This is a genomic window from Flavobacterium sp. KACC 22763, from assembly GCF_028736155.1.
In the GTDB taxonomy this organism is placed as follows: domain Bacteria; phylum Bacteroidota; class Bacteroidia; order Flavobacteriales; family Flavobacteriaceae; genus Flavobacterium.
This window is the reverse complement of sequence record NZ_CP117879.1, coordinates 1221326-1242678: the sequence shown is the minus strand read 5'-3', so window position 1 is coordinate 1242678 and position 21353 is coordinate 1221326. Positions and strand designations below refer to the sequence as shown.

Sequence of the window (21353 nt, the reverse complement as noted above, 5' to 3'; positions counted from 1 at the left end):
CTATAAACTATAAATTACAAAACACTTTAAACTCTTCCTTTTAAAGCATTGAACACCCAGGCATTTGCAAAAAAACCAACTCCAACAGCAGCAAATCCCCAGCCTGAAACATCACTGTACCTAAAGATTCCAAGACCTATAAGCAACAATCCCATAAGCACCATTATTAAAGTAGCCCATCCTAAAATGGTATTTTTATTCATTCCCATAGTTTTATAAATATTTTAATGCAAGATTTTTAGAAAGGCAAATATCGTGAATTTTAACGGCTTAATTAAAAATTTTATACAGCATTTCTTTTAACAAATCAGATTGAGGTAAAGCATTAGCTCCCACACCTTTACTCTTAACATCAATATCACGTAAAGCACCAACAATTTGACTTACTTTTCGCATTGGATAATTTTTTACAGCCAAATCATACTCTTTTAAGAAATACGGATTAACTCCGAGCGCTGTTGCCACATTTTTAGCGCTTTTATCTTTTAACCCATGATATTTTAAAAGCTGAACAAAAAAACCAAATACCAAACCAGTCGTCATAACCAAAGGATATTCTTTTGGATTGTGAGCAAAATTTTCTGCTATCTTATACGCTTTCAACTGATTGCGTTCTCCAATTGCTTTTCTGAGTTCAAAAACATTGTAATCTTTACTAAAACCAATATTTTCTTCAATATGTTCCGCCGTAATCATGGTTCCTTGAGGTAAAATAATCTGCAGTTTTTCAAGCTCGTTATTAATTTTACTCAAATCTGTACCTAAAAACTCAACCAACATGGCATTAGCTTTAGGATCAATAGTATATTTTTTTCCAGCCAAAACACGTTTGATCCAATCTCCTACTTGATTTTCGTATAGTTTTTTACTCTCGTAAACAACACCTTTCTGAGCTAATAATTTGGTAACCTTTTTACGTTTATCAAGTGTTTTATATTTATAGCAAAAAACCAAAACGGTTGTTTGCATAGGATTATCTACATAAGATTCAATTTTATCAATTGTTCTGGATAAATCCTGCGCTTCTTTCACTATAACAACTTGACGTTCAGCCATCATAGGATAGCGCTTGGCCGTTGAAATAATATCATCTACAGAAACATCTCTTCCGTATAAAACTGTCTGATTAAAACCTTTCTCTTCTTCAGCTAATACATTCTGTTCAATGTATTCAGACAATTTATCTATATAATAAGGCTCTTCGCCCATTAAAAAATAAATCGGTTTTATATCTCCGGCTTTTATATCATTAACAATTTTTACTACTTCGTCCATTCAATCTTTTGTTTCACGTTTAAAGTTTCAAGTTCTGCTTCAAAACTTGAAACTTTAAACTTGAAACCTGAAACTATTTTTTATTTTTGCTTTATGCTTAAACTAAATTTCCCAGCTTACACTTTCCGATTCAAAAATAGCGAAAATAAAGTGTCTATTTTTGATGAAATCAGGAAAAAATTTATAATTCTCACGCCAGAAGAATGGGTTCGTCAACATGTAGTTCATTTTTTGATGCATGAAAAAAAATATCCAAAATCACTTATTAACGTAGAGAAAGTTTTAACTGTCAACGGATTACGAAAACGATACGATGTAGTAGTATTTAACTCAGATGGCTCTATACATATATTAGTAGAGTGTAAAGCACCTGAAGTTAAAATCTCGCAGGCAACTTTTGATCAAATTGCCCGTTACAATATGACAATGCAGGCACGGTTTTTGAATGTCACAAACGGACTGAACCACTTTTATTGTCAAATGGATTTTGAAAACGAACGATATGAGTTTTTAAGAAACCTTCCTGACTATAAAGAAAACCATTAACAAAGAATAAATAATTAAGTACTTTTGGATAAAATAGCAGTTGTCATTTTAAATTGGAACGGAGTAAAATTGCTGGAGCAATTTTTACCATCTGTTATTCAGTTTTCAGAAGGAGCAACAATTTACGTTGCTGATAATGACTCTACGGATAACTCTGTAGAATTCGTCCAACAAAATTTCCCTACGGTTAAAATTGTAAAAAACACAGGCAATCATGGTTTTGCAAAAGGCTATAATGATGCCCTACAACATATAGATGCAGAAATTTACGCTTTAGTAAATTCAGATATCGAAGTTACCCAGAACTGGCTTAAACCCATTCTTGAAACTTTCGAAAAAGAAAAACAAACCGCCATTATTCAGCCAAAAATTCTTGATTTTAAGAATAAGGAATATTTTGAATATGCTGGAGCTGCGGGTGGTTTTATTGATAAATATGGTTTTCCTTTCTGCAGAGGAAGAGTATTTGAAACCATCGAAAAAGATAACGGACAATATGATGATAACATTGAATTGTTCTGGGCTTCTGGCGCTTGCTTCTTTATAAGAAAAAAAGTCTATCACGAATTAGGAGGTTTTGACGAAAGCTTCTTTGCACATCAAGAAGAAATAGATTTATGCTGGAGAGCTGCAAATGAAGGACATATTATAAAATACAATTCTCAATCTGTTGTTTACCATGTTGGTGGTGCAACACTACAACAAGGGAATCCTAAGAAAACGTATTTGAATTTTAGAAATTCATTATTAATGATGGTCAAAAATCTGCCAAAAAGAGGATTATTCTGGGTGATATTCTTCCGTATGGTTTTAGATGGTATTGCTGGCATCCGTTTTCTTACACAAGGCAAGTTTGCCCATACTTTTGCCATTTTAAAAGCACATTTTTCATTTTATTGCTTATCTTTAAAATATCTCGGGAAACGAAAAGATTTTCAAATTCAGCAATACTATATGGTAAAAAGTGTCGTTTTCCTTTACTATATAAGAAAATTGGCCTTATTTAAAGAAATCTTTAACAGTATTCAAAATATTAAAAACTAAATTTGTAATTCAAGTCTAATTAAAATTAAATTTATGAGAAAAATAGTTATCGCACTATCAGTATTAATGGCTCTAACATCATGTGTTTCTAAAAAGAAATATGCTGAGTTGGAAGCTAAAAACAAAGAAACTCAAGATTTGTTAAACTCATGTACTGTAAAATTAAATACGTGCTTAGAAGAAAAAGCTGGATTAGCTGCTACAGCTGAAAGCTACAAACAACATAATCAAGATTTAATCAATAGTTCTAAAGATTTAACTATCTTAACTACTAAAGGTGCTGAAAACCTTGAAAAATCTCTTGAAAGTTTAAAAGAAAAAGATTTGAAAATCTCTAGACTTCAAGATGCTTTAACTAAAAAAGACAGTGTAACTTTAGCATTAGTTACAAGCTTGAAAGGCGCTGTAGGTATCAATGATCCAGACATCGAAATCAATGTTGAAAAAGGAGTTGTATTTATCTCTATCGCTGATAAATTATTATTCAAAAGCGGAAGCTACGACGTAAGTGATAAAGCTAAATCTGTATTAGCTAAAGTTGCTAAAGTTGTAAACGACAAACCTGATTTTGAGTGTATGGTTGAAGGACACACAGATGACGTTCCTTACAAAAGCAACGGAATTATCTTAGACAACTGGGATTTAAGTGTTAAACGTTCTACTTCTATCGTTCGTGTATTAACAAACGACCTTGGAGTTAACCCAGCTAAATTAATTGCTGCTGGTAGAAGCTCTTACGTACCATTAGTTGCTAATGATTCTGCTGAGAACAAAGCTCGTAACAGAAGAACTCGTATCGTAGTTATGCCAAAAATCGATCAATTCTATGATATGATTGAAAAAGAGATGAAAAAACAAGCGAAATAATTCTTGTTTTACATACTATAAAAACAGAAAAAGCAGGTCGTTTGACCTGCTTTTTGCTTTTGTATTCTTATTTTTTTTAACGCAAATTAAGAATAACATTATTTTTAAGTAACTAACTAAATTTTAACATAATAAAGTTACTCATTATTTTTTGCATTTTACGCTTTTAGTGTATTTTTTTACAAAATATCAATATCACCCTTACCTTCTCTTACTATAATTGGCTCATGTTCAGAAAGATCTATAATTGTTGACCCCACATTATCTCCATAGCCACCATCTATTACCATATCAACCAAATGCTGCCATTTTTCAAAAATCAATTCTGGATCTGTAGTGTATTCTATTACATCATCATCATCTCGAATAGAAGTCGAAACTACAGGATTTCCTAACTGGCGAACAATTTCTAAAATAATATTATTATCAGGAACACGAATACCAACAGTGGTTTTCTTTTTAAACTCTTTTGGCAAATTATTATTTCCTGGCAAAATGAAAGTATAAGGCCCAGGTAGTGCCCTTTTTAATATCTTAAACGTAGATGTATCGATCTGGCGTACATAATCTGACAGATTACTTAAGTCGTGACAGATAAAAGAGAAATTGGCTTTCTCTAACTTTACTCCCTTTATTTTTGCAATTTTTTCTAATGCACGCGAATTGGTAATATCACAACCTAAACCATAAACAGTATCTGTTGGATAAATTACCAAACCTCCATTCTGAAGCACTTTTACAACTTTTGCAATTGCAGCTTCACTAGGTTTATCTGGGTATATTTTTATAAATTCTGCCATGATTTTTTAGTTTATTTTGTTTCAAGTTTCAGGTTTCAGGTTTCAGATTGCTTCTTATAACGTGAAACCTGAAACTTGAAACATATTTTTTTATCCTACGACATCTAATTTAGCAAATCTTAACAACAATTTCTTGATTCCGCCCACTTCAAATTTAATTTCTGCTTTTCTGTCTGCTCCAACACCTTCAAGATTAATCACTTCACCTTTCCCAAAACGTTCATGCATAACGACATTTCCAACAGTCAGTTTACTGTCAAATAAATTCGAATTCCCATTACTTGGCGCATTTCCAGAAACTGGTTTAAGTTTTCTGATATTTAAATCAGGCTTTGGACTATTGTCTGTAATATGCTTTGGAGGAGTTCCGCCAACAGGTTTGTTTAATCTTAATTTTGACTTGTCTACATCGCCAAAAATATCACCATCAATTGGAGATTTATAGCGATAATTGGTTTCTGCAGGTGTTAAATATTCTAAATACTGATCTTCAATTTCTTCAATAAAACGAGATGGTTCACTATCTGTTAGTTTTCCCCAACGGTAACGAGACTGAGCATAAGTCAAATAAGCCTGATGTTCTGCACGAGTTAACGCTACATAAAATAATCGACGCTCTTCTTCTAGCTCACTTCTTGTACTCATACTCATGGCACTCGGAAACAAATCTTCTTCCATTCCCACCACAAATACGTGCGGAAACTCCAATCCTTTTGCTAAGTGAATAGTCATCAAAGCAACACGATCTTCATCATTCGTATCTTTATCCAAATCTGTTGCCAGAGCTACATCTTCCATAAATTCAGAAAGCGCACCTCTTGCTCCGTCAATTTCTCTCTGTCCTTCAGTAAAATCTTTAATACCGTTTAAAAGCTCTTCGATATTCTGAATCTTTGCCATTCCTTCAGGAGTTGCATCTTTCTTTAATTCCTGAACCAAACCAGTTTTCTTTGCAACGTGATCTGTCAAATAAAAAGCATCCTGATTTTGATCAATAACCTGAAAACTCTGAATCATTGTCACAAAATCTTTCAGCTTATTTTTAGTACCAGCATTCAGCTTCAAATCGATTTTATCGATATTGACCATTACTTCCCAAATCGAACGTTTGTAATGATTTGCCGCAATCGTTAGTTTTTCAACCGTTGTATCTCCAATTCCACGAGCTGGATAATTGATCACACGAATCAAAGCTTCTTCATCTTTTGGATTCAGAACCAAACGCAAATAGCATAAAACGTCTTTAATCTCTTTACGCTGATAGAATGACAATCCGCCATAAATTCTATACGGAATATCACGTTTTCTCAACGCGTCCTCCATAGCACGCGACTGCGCGTTGGTTCTATATAAAATCGCAAAAGCCCCATTATGAAGCTGATTCTGCATTTTCTGTTCAAAAATCGTGCTTGCTACAAAACGGCCTTCTTCGGCATCTGTCAAACTTCGGTGCACTTTTATTCTCGGACCAAACTCATTGGCCGTCCAAACTACTTTATCCAGCTTGGTTTTATTATGCTCCATAACCGTATTTGCCGCTTCCACAATATTACGTGTCGAGCGGTAATTCTGCTCTAAACGATACATTACTACCCCTTCATAATCTTTCTGGAAATTCAAAATGTTATTGATATTCGCTCCACGGAAAGCATAAATACTCTGCGCATCATCTCCAACCACACAAATATTCTGAAATTTATCAGACAAAGCCCTAACAATCAAATACTGAGAATGGTTCGTATCTTGGTACTCATCAACCAGAATGTAGCGGAAACGATTTTGATATTTTGCCAAAACCTCTGGAAAACGAGTCAATAATTCGTTGGTTTTCAACAACAAATCATCAAAATCCATTGCTCCGGCTTTAAAACAGCGCTCCACATATTGCTGATAGATTTCTCCCAATCTAGGCTTTTTGGCCATTGCATCGGCCTCCTGCAATTCAGGATTATTAAAGTACGCTTTTACCGTAATCAAGCTATTCTTATAACTTGATATACGTCCTAAAACCTGTTTTGGTTTATAAATATCACGATCCAGCTGCATTTCTTTGATAATCGAAGAAATTAGACGCGCCGAATCCTGAGAATCGTAAATGGTAAAATTGGAAGGATATCCTAAAAGTTCAGATTCTGCACGAAGAATACGAGCAAATATCGAGTGAAAAGTTCCCATCCAAAGATTCTTAGCTTCAGAGGCTCCTACAATATCCGAAATTCTATGCTTCATTTCTCTTGCCGCTTTATTGGTAAAAGTCAGCGACAAAATATTAAATGCATCAATTCCCTGATGCATCAAATAAGCAATTCTAATCGTCAAAACACGGGTCTTTCCCGAACCTGCACCAGCAATAATAATCATTGGCCCGTCTTTTTGTAAAACAGGCGCTCTCTGCGCTTCGTTGAGCTGGTCAATATATTTCTGCATGTAATTTATCTCCTTTTAGGCAAAAATAAGAATTTAAAGAGAAAGTTCCTAAGATACTGAGACGCTAAGGTTCTAAGTTTTTTTTTGAAGCCAAGCAATTGGCATTTTATTAAACATGGTTTCCCGCTTTCGGCTATATCTCTCCGCTCCGCTACGAGGATACCGCCTCAATCGGGGCTAAATTCAAACATTCTTTTTGAGAAGTTAAGCTACTAAGTTTCTGAGATTCTAAGTTTTTTTCACTCAAAAGAGAGAAAACACAGAATCTCAGCATCTTAGAACCTTAGTAACTTACTTAAAAAACACATCATAAGCAAAACGAATCAGTGTTCCTACAACCACAATTAAAAAGAAAATTCTAATAAATCCGTTGCCTTTATTGATTGCTAGTTTTGCGCCAAGCCAACCTCCTAGTCCGTTGCTGATTGCCATTGGAATTGCGATTGCCCAAATAATTTTCCCTTTAATGATAAACAAGCAAATCGAACCAAAATTGGTTGCTAGATTTACCATTTTAGCATTCGCGGAAGCGTGAAGAAAATCGAAACCTAGAAGCGCTATAAAAGCAACTACAAAGAAACTTCCTGTTCCGGGACCGATAAAACCATCATAGAATCCAACAATTATGCTAATGACAACTGCATACATAATTTGAGTTGCAGCAGAATGATCTTTTGCAACATGCTGTCCGAAATTTTTCTTGGCATAAGTATATACAAACAGCAAAGATAAAACCACCAATAAAAGCGGTTTCATAAAATCGTTGCTTACAAGAGTTAAAATCGTAGATCCCAAAAATGCTGACGGAACTGCCAAACACATCATAATAATCAAGAGTTTCCACTGAATTACTACTTTCTTCAAATATTGAAAAGCGGCAAAAGCGGTTCCGCTAAAAGCTGGAATTTTTAAAGTTCCAACTACTGTAGAAACTGGAAGATTTGGTAGTAAAATCAATCCCATTGGTGTCTGGATTAATCCGCCGCCGCCAACAATTGCATCAATAAAACCAGCAGCAAAAGCCGCTAAACAAAGAAAAAGTATTATGTATGAATCCATTAAGAATATATTTCGGTCTCAGTAAAAAACAAGTTGCAAAAGTACAGCTTCCTTTTTGTTTATTCCCATAAATTTAAAGTTGATTTTTGATCAAAAAGTATATTTTTGCTTAAAAATTATTTAAATGGATTTCAACAAAATAATAGAACTTGCGAGTTATACTTTACCAGCCTTAGTTACAGGAGTTGTAGCGTATCGTTTCTTTGAGCTACACATTAAAAACAACGATAGAAAACGTGCTTTTTTACTAAACAAACAAGCTCATAAAGAATCTCTTCCTGTACGTTTACAAGCATACGAGCGTATGACTTTGTTCTTAGAACGTATTAATTTGACCAAATTGTTAATTAGAATTGCTCCTATTTCGCAAAACAAAAATGATTACGAAAATTACTTAATTGACCTAATCGAGCAGGAATTTGAACACAATCTGACACAGCAGATTTATATGTCTGAAGAATGTTGGACAATCATTACAACTGCAAAAAATGCAACAATCCAAATGATTCGTAAAGCGGCTATGAGCGACAAAGTAGAAAATGCAGATAAACTTCGCGAAGTAATCTTAAATGATTTGTTAGAAAAACAATCGCCTAGTAATGCTGCTTTAAGTTTTATTAAAAGTGAAGTTGCAGAACTTTGGTATTAAATATTATGGCAGATTTTAGATTTAGAACATCCAATCTAAAATCTAAAATCTGCAATCTAAAATCTTAAATCAATATCTTATTATCGCTCATAACTTCCGATTTATTCTGAGCATATTCATAACCTTGCTTCCACCATTCTTTCATTACCTCTTTATTAAAAATCAAAGCATTATCGGTTAATTTTATGGGAGTGTAATATAAATTTAATTTTACATTCTTATTATTTGCCATAAGTTTTCCTATAGCGATATCATGTTTTTCTACTTGATCTAAAGCAATTCGGAACAAATCGATCATTAATGAGAATGGATTCTTTCCAATTACTGTTTTTGTTGTATTCACTTCCGTTTCAAGTACAATTACGTCTATTTCAGTAGCTCCTCTGTTGATTGCTTCACGAATTGGAACCAAGCTTGAAAATCCACCATCGCCATATTCGCAGTTGTTCTTTTCAACCAAACTCATAAAAGGAACATAATTGCTGGATATCCAAGACCATTCGCAAAATTCCTCGTATGTACAGTCTTTTACCGATTTATATTCAGATTCGTTTTTGGTAAAATTGGTAACCGTAACAATAACATCGGTTTTTAGCTTTTTGAGTTTATTAAAATCTGAAAGAGAAAAATTATTCTGAATATACTTTTTCAATCCTTTACTTTCTCCAAAAGTTCTCTTCCCTTTAAAAAACTGACGCAATACATTAAAGTGATTTATAGTTACAATATCAACTCCATCTTTCGTCTTTACCACAAACGGACAAATATTAAAAATGCTCGACATGGTAACATTGGTATAAACAGAATGGATTTTTTTGATATGACCTAGAGCTAAATGCGGAATCAATAAACTTCCTGTAGAAGTTCCTAAAAACAAGTCATATTCGTGTTTTTTTTCTTCTATCAAATATTGGGCAACACCGCCAGCAAATGCGCCTTTACTGCCACCACCTGAAATAACCAATGCTCTCATAAATTGTAATGTAGGTTTTGTTTTTTTGGGATACTTTTTTAAGACTTAATAAGAGGAAAGAAGCAAGAAGAAAGATATTCTGAGATATTGACTCTTGGTTCTTGCTTCTTTTATCTATCTACTCTAATATTTACTCTTTCAACAAACGATTCAATTGGAACTGTTCATCGGGTGTCAAATTAGGCAAAATTCTATTAAAAGAAGCACGCATTTCAGGATTTTTTAACAGAAGTCTTATTGTATCTCTTCCAAATTTCGAAAATTGCCACATGTGATGTGTTGTAGCTCCAACCAAATTACTCAAAACCTGATCGTTAATAATTTTAAAAGCAATCAATTTTTCTAGCGCATTTTGTCGTGTTGTAGCTTCGTATTTTGTTGAGGAAAATGCAATCAGTTCGTTTACTAAAGCGTCTTGCTCGTTAGTATAGTTTGGCGTTGACAAAGCAAGAGAAAGCCATAAAGTCCTTAGATTATAATCGTTGAAGCCAATCCAGTTTTTAGATTTATCCAGATATTCTGTTCTATGGTTAGGGAAATTTCTCCAAAGCCAATAAAGCGCTATTTCTTGCGTCTGATATGATTTATCATCCAAAAGCGTTTCGTAATTTGCTCTAAACTCTTCTGGAATCTGTGTTAAAGAACCAGCCAGATTCTGGCGTACTTTTATATTATTGGTTTGCAATGCTAAAAGCAAAAGAGCTTTTTTGTCTTCATACTTTTCATTTTCCAATTGATCAACAACAGCTTCTTTTACCGATTGATACACATCTGATTCTAAAGTACTTTTTAAAACATCCGCCTTTTCGGATAATGGCGTTTTTTTCAATTTATCGATTTCCAATCGTTTTTGAATCGTTTTGTTTTTGCTCAATAATGCATTTGCAGTCGGTGTATCAAAAGCTGTAGATTCCAACCAAGTTTTCTGAAATTTCTCCAAATCAAAATCAGAAACTTTTTTAATTTCATCGAAGAAATTCTGTGTGTTTACGGTTTGATAAGCATATTTATTCAGATAACTTTTTATTGCTTTTTTGAATGCTTTATCGCCAATTGATTCGTGCAAAACAAACAATGCCCAAGCTCCTTTTTCATAAAATGTAAGCGAACTCGCTTTTGCATTTAAAACTGGAATCGTATCCGTACGAGATGCAAATTTAATCTGCTGTGCCGTATCGTATAATTTCGAATAAAAATAATCTTCTCCATAAATGTCTTTTTCCGCCAATAATGCAAAATAGGTTGCAAATCCTTCTTGTAGCCAATGATGCGTACTGCTTTCGGCGGTAATAAGATCTCCAAACCAATGATGTGCCAACTCATGCGCGTCTACATTGGTATAATTTCGGTCACAAAAACCAATTGAATCTACTACATAGCGGGTTGCAAAAAGAGTCGAAGTTGTATTTTCCATTCCAGCATACAAAAAGTCTCTTACCGGAATCTGTCTGTTTATTTTCCATGGATATTTTACACCAATTTCTTTCTCAAGGAAGTCAAAAATGCGTTTCGAATATCGATAAGTTGGCTCAAAACGATCTGCATCTTTGGGTTCGTAATAATATTCTAACGGAACTCTGCTTTTAGATTTAAATTCTTTTTTATCAAATTTCCCAATAGCCAGCATCAATAAATACGAACTCATCGGTTTTTCCATTTCAAACTGCCAGTGATTTAAGCTTCCGTTTACTATTTTTTCTTTTAAAACTCCATTAGAAACTACCTGATAATCCTTATCGAAAGAAATTCCTAAGTTGAAAATCAGTTTTTCATTTACATCATCAAAACTCGGAAACCAATTGCTAGTGTATCTTCCTTGCCCCTGTGTCCAGATTTGCACTTCGTCATTGCCCATGTCAACAAAATACAGCGCTTGCTTTGGTTTTGCTGTATAATTGAATGTCAAATGATTTTGTCCTTTTTTAAAAGGAAAAACCAATTTTAGTTCTTTGCTAGTATTGATAAACATGATTTCATTTTCATTGATTTTTACATTCGAAAATTCCATGTTTTTAGCGTCAAGCAAAATCGTATCAGTTTCTTTCAATACCTCAAATTGAAAATCAACAGTTCCAGAAATTAGTTTGTCTTTTGGACTTACAGACAATTGTCCTGAAACCGATTTAAAGTCAACATGTTGTGTTTGCTGCGCAAATAGAAAACTGGTGAATAATAAAAGAATGTATTTCATTGAAACGAATGTTAAAGGCAAATTCCCAAAGTTACAAAGGTTTCCTTTACAAATAGAACGAATTTTGTAAGTTTACCATATAAAACAACCAAATCGTGTTTACACCCCAAAAAGCCTTATTTAACTGGAGCAGCGGAAAAGATTCTGCTCTTGCCTTATATAAAACATTACAAAATAATGATTTTCAAATTGAATGTTTGCTGACCAGCGTAAACCAGCAATATCAACGCATTTCTATGCACGGAATTCGTGTTGAATTATTAGAAGAGCAAGCTGAAAGCATCGGAATTCCACTAAAAATTCTAGAAGTGCCCGAAATGCCAACAATGGAAGTTTACGAAAAAGTGATGACTGAAACTTTAACTGAAATAAAGCAAAATGGTATAACGCATTCTATTTTTGGAGATATTTTTCTGGAAGATTTACGTCAATACCGTGAAAACCAATTGGCAAAGATTGGACTAACCGGCGTTTTCCCTATTTGGAAAATCCCAACTCAAGATTTAATTCAAGAATTTATTTCATTGGGTTTCAAAACCATTGTGGTTTGTGTCAACGAAAAGTATTTGGATAAAAGTTTTGTCGGCAGAATAATCGATCAGGATTTTATAAATGATTTACCAGAAAATGTTGATGTTTGCGGTGAAAACGGTGAATTTCACACCTTTACTTTTGATGGTCCAATATTTTCCAAACCTATTAATTTTGAAATTGGCGAAATTGTTTATAGAAAATATGAAAAGCCCAAAAAACAAGATTCATCAAATACAGCCTGCGATACAAATGATGAAACTGCCTTCGATTTTGGATTCTGGTATTGTGATTTAATTAAAAAATAAATGAAATTTTTCTTTAAATTAGTTTTACTAATCCTAGTTTCGTTTTCTCTTCAAAGCTGTTTAGTCAGCAGATGCGAGAGACCTCAAATAACAGGATATATTTATGATGCCGAAACAAAACTGCCTATTGCAAATTGTAAAGTTGGAGAAGTTTTAAGTCAGTCAAACGGTTATTTTTCATTAAAAGAAAAACGGTATCACCAATTTACCTTTTTGGGTTTTGAAGCGCCAACTTTGGCTGTAAATGAAATCGTTGAAAAAGAAAATTATGTATCTCAAAACATACAATTCATGCAGCCGTTTGGCGGTGGAATGAAAAAAGGGGCTTTTCATAATGCAGATACTATTTATATCAAGAAAAACATTTTAAAAACAAACTGATTATGGATTTAAAAGAAAATGATGAAGTAAAAAAAGTAGTTTTCTTTTTGAAAGAAATTGGAATTGATATTATCGAAAAAGAGCTTGGAGATACTTTTTTACCTGGATTGGACTTAGGTCCTGACTGCATTTATATCGATTATAATAAATTATTATATCCTGGCGATATTTTGCATGAAGCTGGGCATCTCGCTGTAACGGTTCCAGCGGAAAGAAAATTAGTTGGTACAGCGGAAATTCCCCAAGACTGGCCAACTCAAGGCGACGAAATTGCGACGCTTTTATGGTCTTACGCAGCGCTGCATCATTTACAGCTTTCACCTGAATTTGTATTTCATCCACATGGTTATAAAGGCAATTCTGAGTGGTTTATTTCAAATTTTACTTCAGGAAATTATATGGGTTTGCCTCTTTTAGAATGGATGGGATTATGTCTAGGAAACGAAAAAGCCGAAAAAGAACAAAAAATGCCTTTTCCAGCTATGCAAAAATGGATTCGAGATTAATATTAAGTCGATTGATCAACCAACGTTTTCAAGAACCATTTGTTCTCTTTTAATTCAAAGACATAATCAATATAAATTCCGTTATCAAGTCCGCGCTGTTCAAGAGTGGCTTTGTTTTTCTTTACTAATAATGTGCGTTTTAAATACTTCTCATCAGCTTTATTATTAAGATGAAGAACTTTATATCCTTCTTTTGCCATTGTATAATCTGATAATTCAAAATCGTCATTGTTCGCTTTGTATTTTAGAGGAAAAATAACTCTGCTGATTTGAAATTTAGTATCTGAATTGAACTTCTTAAAAAATTCATTAAAATCTTCTGAAGTCGCTTTTGAGGTTTGAGCCAGAGTCACTGAGCTTAACCCTAAAAGGAACATTATAAAAAAGCATTTTTTCATTATTCATTATACATTTTAAGCAAGTTGGTAACCGTATTCCAGTTTCGAATTGTTGCTGTTACATTTAATTTTTTTTCAATATATTTTTGGTCAAAACGGGTTTTTCCGGCACCAATATCATATTTTATAAAAATTCTATTTTCATCAATGCTGGCTTCATCTGGTTTGAACTGGCTAATTTTCAAATCGTTTATATTTTCTTTTTTCAATGTCGTTGAAACGAAAGCCACATAGAGTTTTTTCGTATCGATATCCTTTTCTTTCAAGAAGGGATTATTGGCAAAACACGATTCCAAGTTTTCTTTGGTAATCATCACGACAGGAACTTCGTGACCAAAAACTTTAAAGATTTCCTGTTTGATCATAAAACCAACTTTCGAAGCATCTTCTTCACTATCCACAAAAACATTCCCAGATTGCAGATAGGTTCTTATATTTTGAAAACCAAGATTCTCCAGCATTGCTTTCAAAGCTTCCATTTTCATCATATTATGCCCAGAAACATTGATTCCGCGTAAAAGCGCTAAATGTGTTTTCATTTTTTCTATTTTTTTTCAAAGATAAAAAACACTATTCATCTTCTTCACTGATTTCAATGCCAAACTTTACTAAAAAGTCGTTAAACTTTTGTTTATATTTTCTTTGCGTCTCTTCTACAATTTCATCCGCTTCTTCGTTGGTTTCTACTGCATTGAGATTAAATTCTTCTTTTACCCATTCACGAAATTCTTCTTTATTTTCGCTTTCTTCATAATATTCTTCGTCTTGATAAAAATAAGCTTTATCAAAATCAACAGAAATTTCGGTGTCCAAAGTCAGAAGCTGAATTAATTTTTGAGTGCTTTCTGCTACGACGTGAACTCCGCCTTCATCTCCAAAAACAACTATAGGGCAATTGTTCAAATCATTATCGATAATCCAATACGCATAAGAGCTCCCTGAACCGTTTGCACCTGCAAATTCGATAAAACTATTATAAAATTCTTCCTCTTCAGACCATGTTTTTATACCCGTTTTTTCTTCCGTTATAGTTAGTCCAAAACATTCCGAATACGTTTCTACTCCATACTCCTGTTCAAATTCATACAGTTTTACCAAATCTTCTGGTAGTTTGTAATTACCAAATTGAGAAGCATATTCTTCCAATGAAAATCTATTACTATAACCGGCATATTCTGTTTCATCTTCTTCGTCATCCTCCTCAACAACTTCAGCCGTCAATATTTCAAAAGTTTTCATGACAGCATTTTTTACGCAGAAAAATTCAATTCCTGGAGCGTTTTCGTCATTCATCCATTGGTATTTCGGATCTCCATTTTCATCTAGATATTCCAAAATAATCATGATTTCTTGATCTTCATGACACCATAAAGCACGCATTCTGATATTAAAACCATTCGAAATTTCTTCTGAAATCTGACTGTATTTCTTCCCTTCATAATCAAAAGGAATAAACAAACAAGTTGCTCCCGAGATATGTCTAACGATTTTTCCGTTTTCTTTTAGCTCTTCGGTTTCAGACAAAACTTCGACCATATTAATAAACTGATTTCGGAAATCAGCATACATGTACTTTTCTTTTTTATCGTAATCTAAGATTGAAAGTCCTTCTTTAAAAACATCTAAATAATTATTGCCTAATATTTCTTCGTTATAATCTGAAATTTCAATAAAAGAATCTTCAACAATATCAGACAGTTTATGGGTTGAAGGCAGATAGTTCTCAACGGTTATGATAGATCCGTCAGTATCTTGTACACTACTGCAAATTAGAATATCAGGTCTATTGGCACTGATAACTGCCTGAACATCTGTAAAACGTTCAAAATGAAACAGCATATCGTCGCTATAAATAAGCCATGCTGTAAGGTCACCTTTTACAAAAAGTTCTCCGTGATTGTATTCGCCAGCAAGTGTGTCGCATTGCAGGCCTCCGCCTAAATAATAAACACTTCCGAACAAATTAATATTGACTGTTGTGGTTTTTCCTAAAACGATCAAAGCAGGAGAATTATCAGTATCGTATGAGCTGATAAGCTTTGAAACTGTTAGATTTCCTTTAAAAATAAAACCTAAAATAAAAATATCAGGATGTTCTTCGGTACTGAAATCCATCTCAAATAAATCCATTTCAACATCATTCTCTGCTAACAGAAATATTGGATTTTCTTCGTAATCAGGAAAACGCCAAGTATCTTCAAAAACATTATAGACTTTATTATTGTTGAAATCGGTAAGATCTCCGATGATCTTATGCGCTTCGTGTCGGTTAATTACTTTAAAAGTAATTCCAGAAAATACCATTGTTTCAAAAGGAACTTTTTCTTCTTTAATCATAATTTGAGGCTTATAATTTAAATGTTTTAACAAATCTAATAATTATCTTTTTTTATTAAAATAATACTGATTGTAAAAGAAAAACTCCGTCAAAAAACGGAGCTTCAAAAAATCTGAATTAGTAAGCATTCAAAAAATTATTCCTTTTTATCATATACTAGCCTTGGACCATCGCATATAGTCCACGTTCCATACAATTTTCCGAAACTATTAATGATATATAAGTTTTCTTTTTTCTTAGAAGTGCAAGATGCCACTATATCGCTCTCTGCAGTATAACTTAGTTCAAACTGAGTTTGATCTGTCGTTTTCACTACAGAATACGTTCCTGAAATGGTTGTAATTTTACCATCTTTCTTTCTTGTTTTAGAGAATGTATTATTAGAATTAAAAGTATACGATTCCTCCCATTCTAAAATATATACCGAATTTGCTGCGGGATTACTGTTGCCCATTGCTGTAAGGATCCATTTTCCGTGATAGCTTTCGGTTGGTTTATTTTCATTGTCATCATTAGAACAAGAAACAAGCGAAATAAACAATACTATTAAAAGTCCAATTTTCTTCATTTTTATAGTTTTTAATGGTTAATTATTATTAAGATTTTACTTTCTTAAAATGGTTGCGTCTTCAATTTACAATTTTACGATAAGTTAACATTCAAGCACTTGAAAACAACAAATCATTTTCAAAATTCCCAATTAAAATCTATCTTCGCTTTCTAAAGATAAATGAACCAAGAAGCAAGAAATATTGAATATATTTTGTCTTTTTTCTTTCTTCTCGGTTCTTTTATCCTTGACTATATCAAAATCTAAATCTTCGAATGTCTAATAATCTTTTTGAAACTCCAATTGAATACTTAAAAGGTGTTGGTCCAAGCCGTGGTCAGCTGCTTCGCAAGGAATTGGGCATTCATAAATATGGAGATTTAGTCAATCTTTTTCCGAATCGATATATTGACAGAACGCGCTATTACAAGATTAATGAATTGCAGAATACGGGTTCTGAAGTTCAGATAATTGGTAAAATAATCAACATTAAAACGGTTGAATTTGCTAAAAACAAAAAGCGACTTGTAGCCAGTTTTGTTGATGAAACGGGACAAATTGATTTGAACTGGTTTCAAGGACATAAATGGATCCGCGAAAGTTTAAAACTCAATGAACCTTTGGTAATTTTTGGAAAATGTTCGCTGTATGGAAGCCAGTTTAGTATGGCGCATCCCGAAATTGAATTATTAAGCGAACACGAAAGAAGTTTGCGTTCCGCCATGCAGCCTGTTTACCCTTCAACAGAAGCTTTGGCCAACAAAGGCATTTCTAACCGAACGATTAATAAATTAATGGAACAGCTTTTCTTAGAAACACAAGCGTTGTTTACAGAAACTTTTCCGCCATTTTTAATCGAAGAACTGAAGCTGATTCCGAAACGTGCCGCATTATTCAATATTCATTTTCCGAAAAGCGCTGCCATTTTAGCGAAAGCGCAATTCAGACTAAAGTTTGAAGAACTGTTCTTTATTCAGTTGCAGTTAATCACTAAAAACCTTATTCGAAAACATAAAATAAAAGGGCATCCATTTGATAAAGTGGGCGAACTTTTTAATGAATTTTACAAAAACCATCTTCCTTTTGATTTAACGAATGCTCAAAAAAGAGTAATTAAAGAAATCAGAACCGATATGGGAAGCAATGCTCAAATGAATCGTCTTCTTCAAGGTGATGTGGGTTCTGGAAAAACAATTGTGGCTTTTATGAGCATGCTTTTGGCTATTGATAATGGCTTTCAAGCTTGTTTAATGGCGCCAACAGAAATCTTGGCCAATCAGCATTTTCTAGGTTTATCTGAATTTGCTAAAACCTTAAATATCAACATTCGGATATTAACGGGTTCTACTAAAACTTCTGAAAGAAAAATTATTCACGAAGAATTGGAAAGCGGAGAACTTAAAATTTTGATCGGAACTCACGCTTTACTGGAAGATAAAGTGCAGTTTCAGAATTTAGGTTTGGCTGTAATTGATGAACAGCATCGTTTTGGTGTAGAGCAAAGATCAAAATTGTGGAAGAAAAATGATATTCCGCCACACGTTTTAGTGATGACCGCCACTCCTATTCCGAGAACTTTGGCTATGAGCTTATACGGTGATTTGGATATTTCTGTTATTGATGAATTGCCTCCTGGAAGGAAACCAATTCAAACTGTGCATCGTTATGATACCAATCGTTTGAAGGTATGGAAATTCCTTCGTGATGAAATTGCAAAAGGTAGACAGATTTATATAGTTTATCCGTTGATTCAAGAATCGGAAAAAATGGATTATAAGGATTTAATGGACGGTTACGAAAGTATTTCTCGTGATTTTCCGCTTCCGCAATATTCTATTTCTATTCTTCATGGAAAAATGAAACCTGCAGATAAAGATTCCGAAATGAAGCGTTTCTCTGAAGGAAAAACTAATATCATGGTTGCCACAACTGTAATTGAAGTTGGTGTAAACGTGCCAAATGCCAGTGTAATGATTATAGAAAGTGCCGAAAGATTTGGACTTTCGCAACTGCATCAGCTGCGCGGACGTGTGGGTCGTGGCGCCGAACAAAGTTATTGTATTTTAATGACGGGGCATAAATTAAGCTCCGACAGCAAAACCAGAATGGAAACCATGGTTCAGACCAATGATGGTTTCGAAATTGCCGAGGTTGACCTTAAACTACGTGGTCCAGGCGACTTAATGGGAACACAGCAAAGCGGTGTTTTAAACCTGCAAATTGCAGATATTGTAAAAGACAGGGAAATTTTATCTCTAGCAAGAAATTACGCTATGAAAATCTTAAAAGAAGATTCGGCTCTACAAAAACCTGAGCATGCCATTTTAAGAAACATCTTCATAGAGTTGACTAAGAAAAAGAATATTTGGAATTATATTAGTTAAGGTGCAAAGGTACAGAGATACAAAGGCTCAAAGGTTTTGAAGGTTCTAGTTTAAACTTTGAACCTTTACTCCTTTGAGCCTTTGAACCTAAAATAAAAAAACTCCATTGCGTCCTTAATTTTATCATTCAGGTGATTTAGTTTTGCTGGGGGACAAATTTAAAGGGGATGAATATTTTTCCGGACACAATGAAGTATAGAGTCAATTATTTCTTTTTCACATCATTCTTTTTTTCAAAAATACCGCTGAACAAACCTTTGCTAATTTTGTTTTTATCATCTTTTCCAGTTGCAATCAAATGATCGATATATTCCATATAAGTCTTCTTTCTTTCTTCTAGAAAACCTACCAAATACTCTTCAGATGCGTGCATACCGCTAGTTTCTTCAATCTGCAAAAGTTTCTTGTACAAAGGTTCGATAAATTTTACAATAATCTCATTCGGAACCGATTTTCTGGTGCCAAAATAACCTACAATCTCACCATCTGTATCGGCAATGATTTTAAAATCGGTTACAACCCAGTAATAACGCCCAGTTTTGGCCATGTTCTTTATAATAACATGAATATTTTCGCTGGATTTAATACTGTCCCATAAAAATTTAAAAATAACCTTAGGCATATCCGGATGGCGAACTATATTGTGAGGCTGGCCGACAAGCTCAAATTCATCATAACCAGAAACATCTATAAAGTCTTCATTAGCATATAAAATGGTTCCTTTTTTATCAGTTTTACTTAGCAGTACTTTATTCTTATTCCAATCCACTTCTCTATCAGAAGGTGTCGGACGGTGCAATCTGGTATCCATAACTTTTACATTTAAATTAATTTACAATTCAATAAGTATAAAATGAATCCTTTAAACCATTTTTAATTTGACTCGATCTCCAAGACAAGGAGAATATTTCTGATTTTGCGAAAAACTGTTTCCAGTTCATTTTCCAGCCATTCAGGAATCTCATTATTAACCGCAAGATTAAGCTGGCGAATATCATTCATAATCTGAATTAGCTTTTTATACTGAAAATCAAGATCGTAAACATGTGAACTAGTTTGGTAATTTTTAAAAATCTCTTTTACCTCTCTTTCAAAATCAGATTGGACTTTAATTTTTTCAATCGAATCTAATGTTATGCTTTCATTCAAAAAATCTTCAATTATTTTTTTAAGATTATGCAGCGTAGGGACTGCAGTTGGTAAATCATACTTAAACATACAATTGGTTTAAAAAATATTAGTTTTGTTTTTGGGGGCTTGGTCTAAATTCTAACTCTTGCTGTTTGTCGATTTCACATGGATATCATTGACTAGATCATCAATTTTTTTAGCACTTTCTCTCATCATTTCAAGATAAGTAAGCAATTTATCATTATCTGTATGCCCTTTTGAGACATCAATAAGCTTTAAAACTGAATTGACAGGTAATTTCAAATCTAAAGTTGTTCTATGAATAAAATCATTATAGTCTTTTGTAGCCGACATTGAGCTGTACTTTGCAGAAGCCAATTTCATGTTTTCCAATTCATATTCGTCTGAAATTTTTGAGATGTGATTCTCGCTGTGCTCTTTAAAGTAATACGCCCAATAGCCGTTCATAAAAAATACTACAGCTGCCAAAACGGTATGGATGATCAAAGTTTCAAGATCAAAATTTACTTGAGAGAAATAAACCTGAAGGCCGTTTGCATCATTATAAATGTAATTTTGAAGATAAGCTAGTCCCGCGTGGTGCAGTACAACCAGCAAAGTAAGCGGAATTTGAAGTTTCCAGTTCTGATAAATAATCAAAATCGTACTGGCAATAAATACAGTAAAATGCATTTCGAACATTCCGTGCATTTGATAAATGTACTGTGCCATAAAAATAGCCAGAACAATAGATAGGACATACTGGTAAAATTTAGAATTTTTCATAAAAAATTTTGCCGAGTAGTACAAAAGAAGATTCAGCGTTCCAACGCCAACACCAATTTCAAAAGTATCGTATTTAAAAGACAGTCCGATACCCAAAAGAAAATATACTGCAAGTACATAATTGATAATTGTATCTGATTTTTGTGTCATTGTAGACATAAAACTGTGCAGATAATCTTGTTCGTTTAAGCTAGCTTTTGCTTTCATAG

Annotated in this window: 22 protein-coding genes; 8 read left to right on the top strand and 14 right to left on the bottom strand. The window is 33.5% G+C overall.

Annotation, left to right across the window (positions count from 1 at the left end):
- Positions 1-26: 26 nt before the first annotated feature.
- Complete coding sequence (locus tag PQ463_RS05360; protein WP_035643908.1) at positions 27-209, bottom strand: CAL67264 family membrane protein; 183 nt, start codon at positions 207-209, stop codon at positions 27-29.
- 61 nt (positions 210-270) lie between these two features.
- Positions 271-1275 carry a DNA polymerase III subunit delta gene (gene holA / locus PQ463_RS05355; protein WP_274256667.1) on the bottom strand — a complete coding sequence of 335 codons (1005 nt, stop codon included), beginning with the start codon at positions 1273-1275 and terminating at the stop codon, positions 271-273.
- Positions 1276-1368: 93 nt separating this feature from the next.
- On the opposite strand from holA, the gene PQ463_RS05350 reads away from it, so the two are divergent.
- From PQ463_RS05350 to PQ463_RS05340, 3 genes are read left to right on the top strand one after another with little or no spacing between them, the layout of a single operon-like run.
- Positions 1369-1821, top strand: a complete 453-nt coding sequence (locus tag PQ463_RS05350; RefSeq protein ID WP_274256666.1) for a type I restriction enzyme HsdR N-terminal domain-containing protein — start codon at positions 1369-1371, stop codon at positions 1819-1821.
- A gap of 24 nt (positions 1822-1845) precedes the next feature.
- On the top strand, positions 1846-2865 hold the full coding sequence (locus PQ463_RS05345) for a glycosyltransferase family 2 protein (protein WP_274256665.1): 1020 nt from the start codon (positions 1846-1848) through the stop codon (positions 2863-2865).
- Positions 2866-2898: 33 nt separating this feature from the next.
- On the top strand, positions 2899-3732 hold the full coding sequence (locus PQ463_RS05340) for an OmpA/MotB family protein (RefSeq protein WP_111424856.1): 834 nt from the start codon (positions 2899-2901) through the stop codon (positions 3730-3732).
- A gap of 179 nt (positions 3733-3911) precedes the next feature.
- Here the strand turns inward: PQ463_RS05340 and PQ463_RS05335 are convergent, their stop codons facing one another.
- From PQ463_RS05335 to PQ463_RS05325, 3 genes are all read right to left on the bottom strand, one after another.
- On the bottom strand, positions 3912-4532 hold the full coding sequence (locus tag PQ463_RS05335; protein WP_274256664.1) for an L-threonylcarbamoyladenylate synthase: 621 nt from the start codon (positions 4530-4532) through the stop codon (positions 3912-3914).
- A 90-nt stretch (positions 4533-4622) separates the two neighbouring features.
- Complete coding sequence (locus PQ463_RS05330; protein WP_274256663.1) at positions 4623-6959, bottom strand: ATP-dependent helicase; 2337 nt, start codon at positions 6957-6959, stop codon at positions 4623-4625.
- A gap of 291 nt (positions 6960-7250) precedes the next feature.
- On the bottom strand, positions 7251-8018 hold the full coding sequence (locus tag PQ463_RS05325; RefSeq protein ID WP_274256662.1) for a sulfite exporter TauE/SafE family protein: 768 nt from the start codon (positions 8016-8018) through the stop codon (positions 7251-7253).
- 124 nt (positions 8019-8142) lie between these two features.
- Here PQ463_RS05325 and PQ463_RS05320 point away from each other — a divergent pair, with 124 nt between their 5' ends.
- A complete protein-coding gene (locus tag PQ463_RS05320; protein ID WP_111378093.1) occupies positions 8143-8667 on the top strand; it encodes a DUF7935 family protein in 525 nt (174 codons plus the stop codon).
- Positions 8668-8731: 64 nt separating this feature from the next.
- Here PQ463_RS05320 and PQ463_RS05315 read toward each other — a convergent pair whose 3' ends face one another.
- Both PQ463_RS05315 and PQ463_RS05310 read right to left on the bottom strand, forming a co-directional pair.
- Entirely contained in the window at positions 8732-9640 is a 909-nt protein-coding gene (locus tag PQ463_RS05315; RefSeq protein WP_111378094.1) for a patatin-like phospholipase family protein, read from the bottom strand.
- Between the two features lie 130 nt (positions 9641-9770).
- Entirely contained in the window at positions 9771-11831 is a 2061-nt protein-coding gene (locus PQ463_RS05310; protein ID WP_274256661.1) for a M1 family metallopeptidase, read from the bottom strand.
- Positions 11832-11926: 95 nt separating this feature from the next.
- On the opposite strand from PQ463_RS05310, the gene PQ463_RS05305 reads away from it, so the two are divergent.
- Genes PQ463_RS05305 through PQ463_RS05295 form a run of 3 tightly spaced genes read left to right on the top strand, consistent with a single transcriptional unit; the run spans position 11927 to position 13557 of the window.
- Positions 11927-12670, top strand: a complete 744-nt coding sequence (locus tag PQ463_RS05305) for a Dph6-related ATP pyrophosphatase (protein ID WP_274256660.1) — start codon at positions 11927-11929, stop codon at positions 12668-12670.
- Positions 12671-13051, top strand: a complete 381-nt coding sequence (locus tag PQ463_RS05300; RefSeq protein ID WP_274256659.1) for a hypothetical protein — start codon at positions 12671-12673, stop codon at positions 13049-13051. It abuts the gene before it with no gap.
- Between the two features lie 2 nt (positions 13052-13053).
- Positions 13054-13557 (top strand): hypothetical protein, encoded by a 504-nt coding sequence (locus PQ463_RS05295; protein WP_274256658.1) that lies wholly within the window; start codon positions 13054-13056, stop codon positions 13555-13557.
- 2 nt (positions 13558-13559) lie between these two features.
- On the opposite strand, the gene PQ463_RS05290 is transcribed toward PQ463_RS05295, so the two are convergent.
- From PQ463_RS05290 to PQ463_RS05275, 4 genes are all read right to left on the bottom strand, one after another.
- Entirely contained in the window at positions 13560-13955 is a 396-nt protein-coding gene (locus PQ463_RS05290; RefSeq protein ID WP_274256657.1) for a DUF4348 domain-containing protein, read from the bottom strand.
- Positions 13955-14494 carry a DUF1697 domain-containing protein gene (locus tag PQ463_RS05285; RefSeq protein ID WP_274256656.1) on the bottom strand — a complete coding sequence of 180 codons (540 nt, stop codon included), beginning with the start codon at positions 14492-14494 and terminating at the stop codon, positions 13955-13957. The genes PQ463_RS05290 and PQ463_RS05285 overlap by 1 nt, the downstream gene beginning before the upstream one ends.
- 31 nt (positions 14495-14525) lie before the next feature.
- Positions 14526-16292, bottom strand: a complete 1767-nt coding sequence (locus PQ463_RS05280) for a hypothetical protein (RefSeq protein ID WP_274256655.1) — start codon at positions 16290-16292, stop codon at positions 14526-14528.
- Between the two features lie 137 nt (positions 16293-16429).
- Entirely contained in the window at positions 16430-16861 is a 432-nt protein-coding gene (locus PQ463_RS05275; RefSeq protein WP_274256654.1) for a hypothetical protein, read from the bottom strand.
- A gap of 257 nt (positions 16862-17118) precedes the next feature.
- Between PQ463_RS05275 and recG the strand changes: the two genes are divergently transcribed.
- Positions 17119-19227: an ATP-dependent DNA helicase RecG gene (recG, locus tag PQ463_RS05270; RefSeq protein WP_274256653.1), complete on the top strand. Its 2109-nt coding sequence runs from the start codon at positions 17119-17121 to the stop codon at positions 19225-19227.
- A 205-nt stretch (positions 19228-19432) separates the two neighbouring features.
- On the opposite strand, the gene PQ463_RS05265 is transcribed toward recG, so the two are convergent.
- The 3 genes from PQ463_RS05265 to PQ463_RS05255 form a co-directional block, all read right to left on the bottom strand.
- Positions 19433-20038, bottom strand: coding sequence for a PAS domain-containing protein (locus PQ463_RS05265; RefSeq protein WP_111424841.1), 606 nt, complete (start codon positions 20036-20038; stop codon positions 19433-19435).
- Between the two features lie 62 nt (positions 20039-20100).
- Positions 20101-20445, bottom strand: coding sequence for a hypothetical protein (locus PQ463_RS05260; protein WP_274256651.1), 345 nt, complete (start codon positions 20443-20445; stop codon positions 20101-20103).
- A 51-nt stretch (positions 20446-20496) separates the two neighbouring features.
- Positions 20497-21351, bottom strand: coding sequence for a hypothetical protein (locus tag PQ463_RS05255; RefSeq protein ID WP_111424839.1), 855 nt, complete (start codon positions 21349-21351; stop codon positions 20497-20499).
- Between the last annotated feature and the right edge of the window lie 2 nt (positions 21352-21353).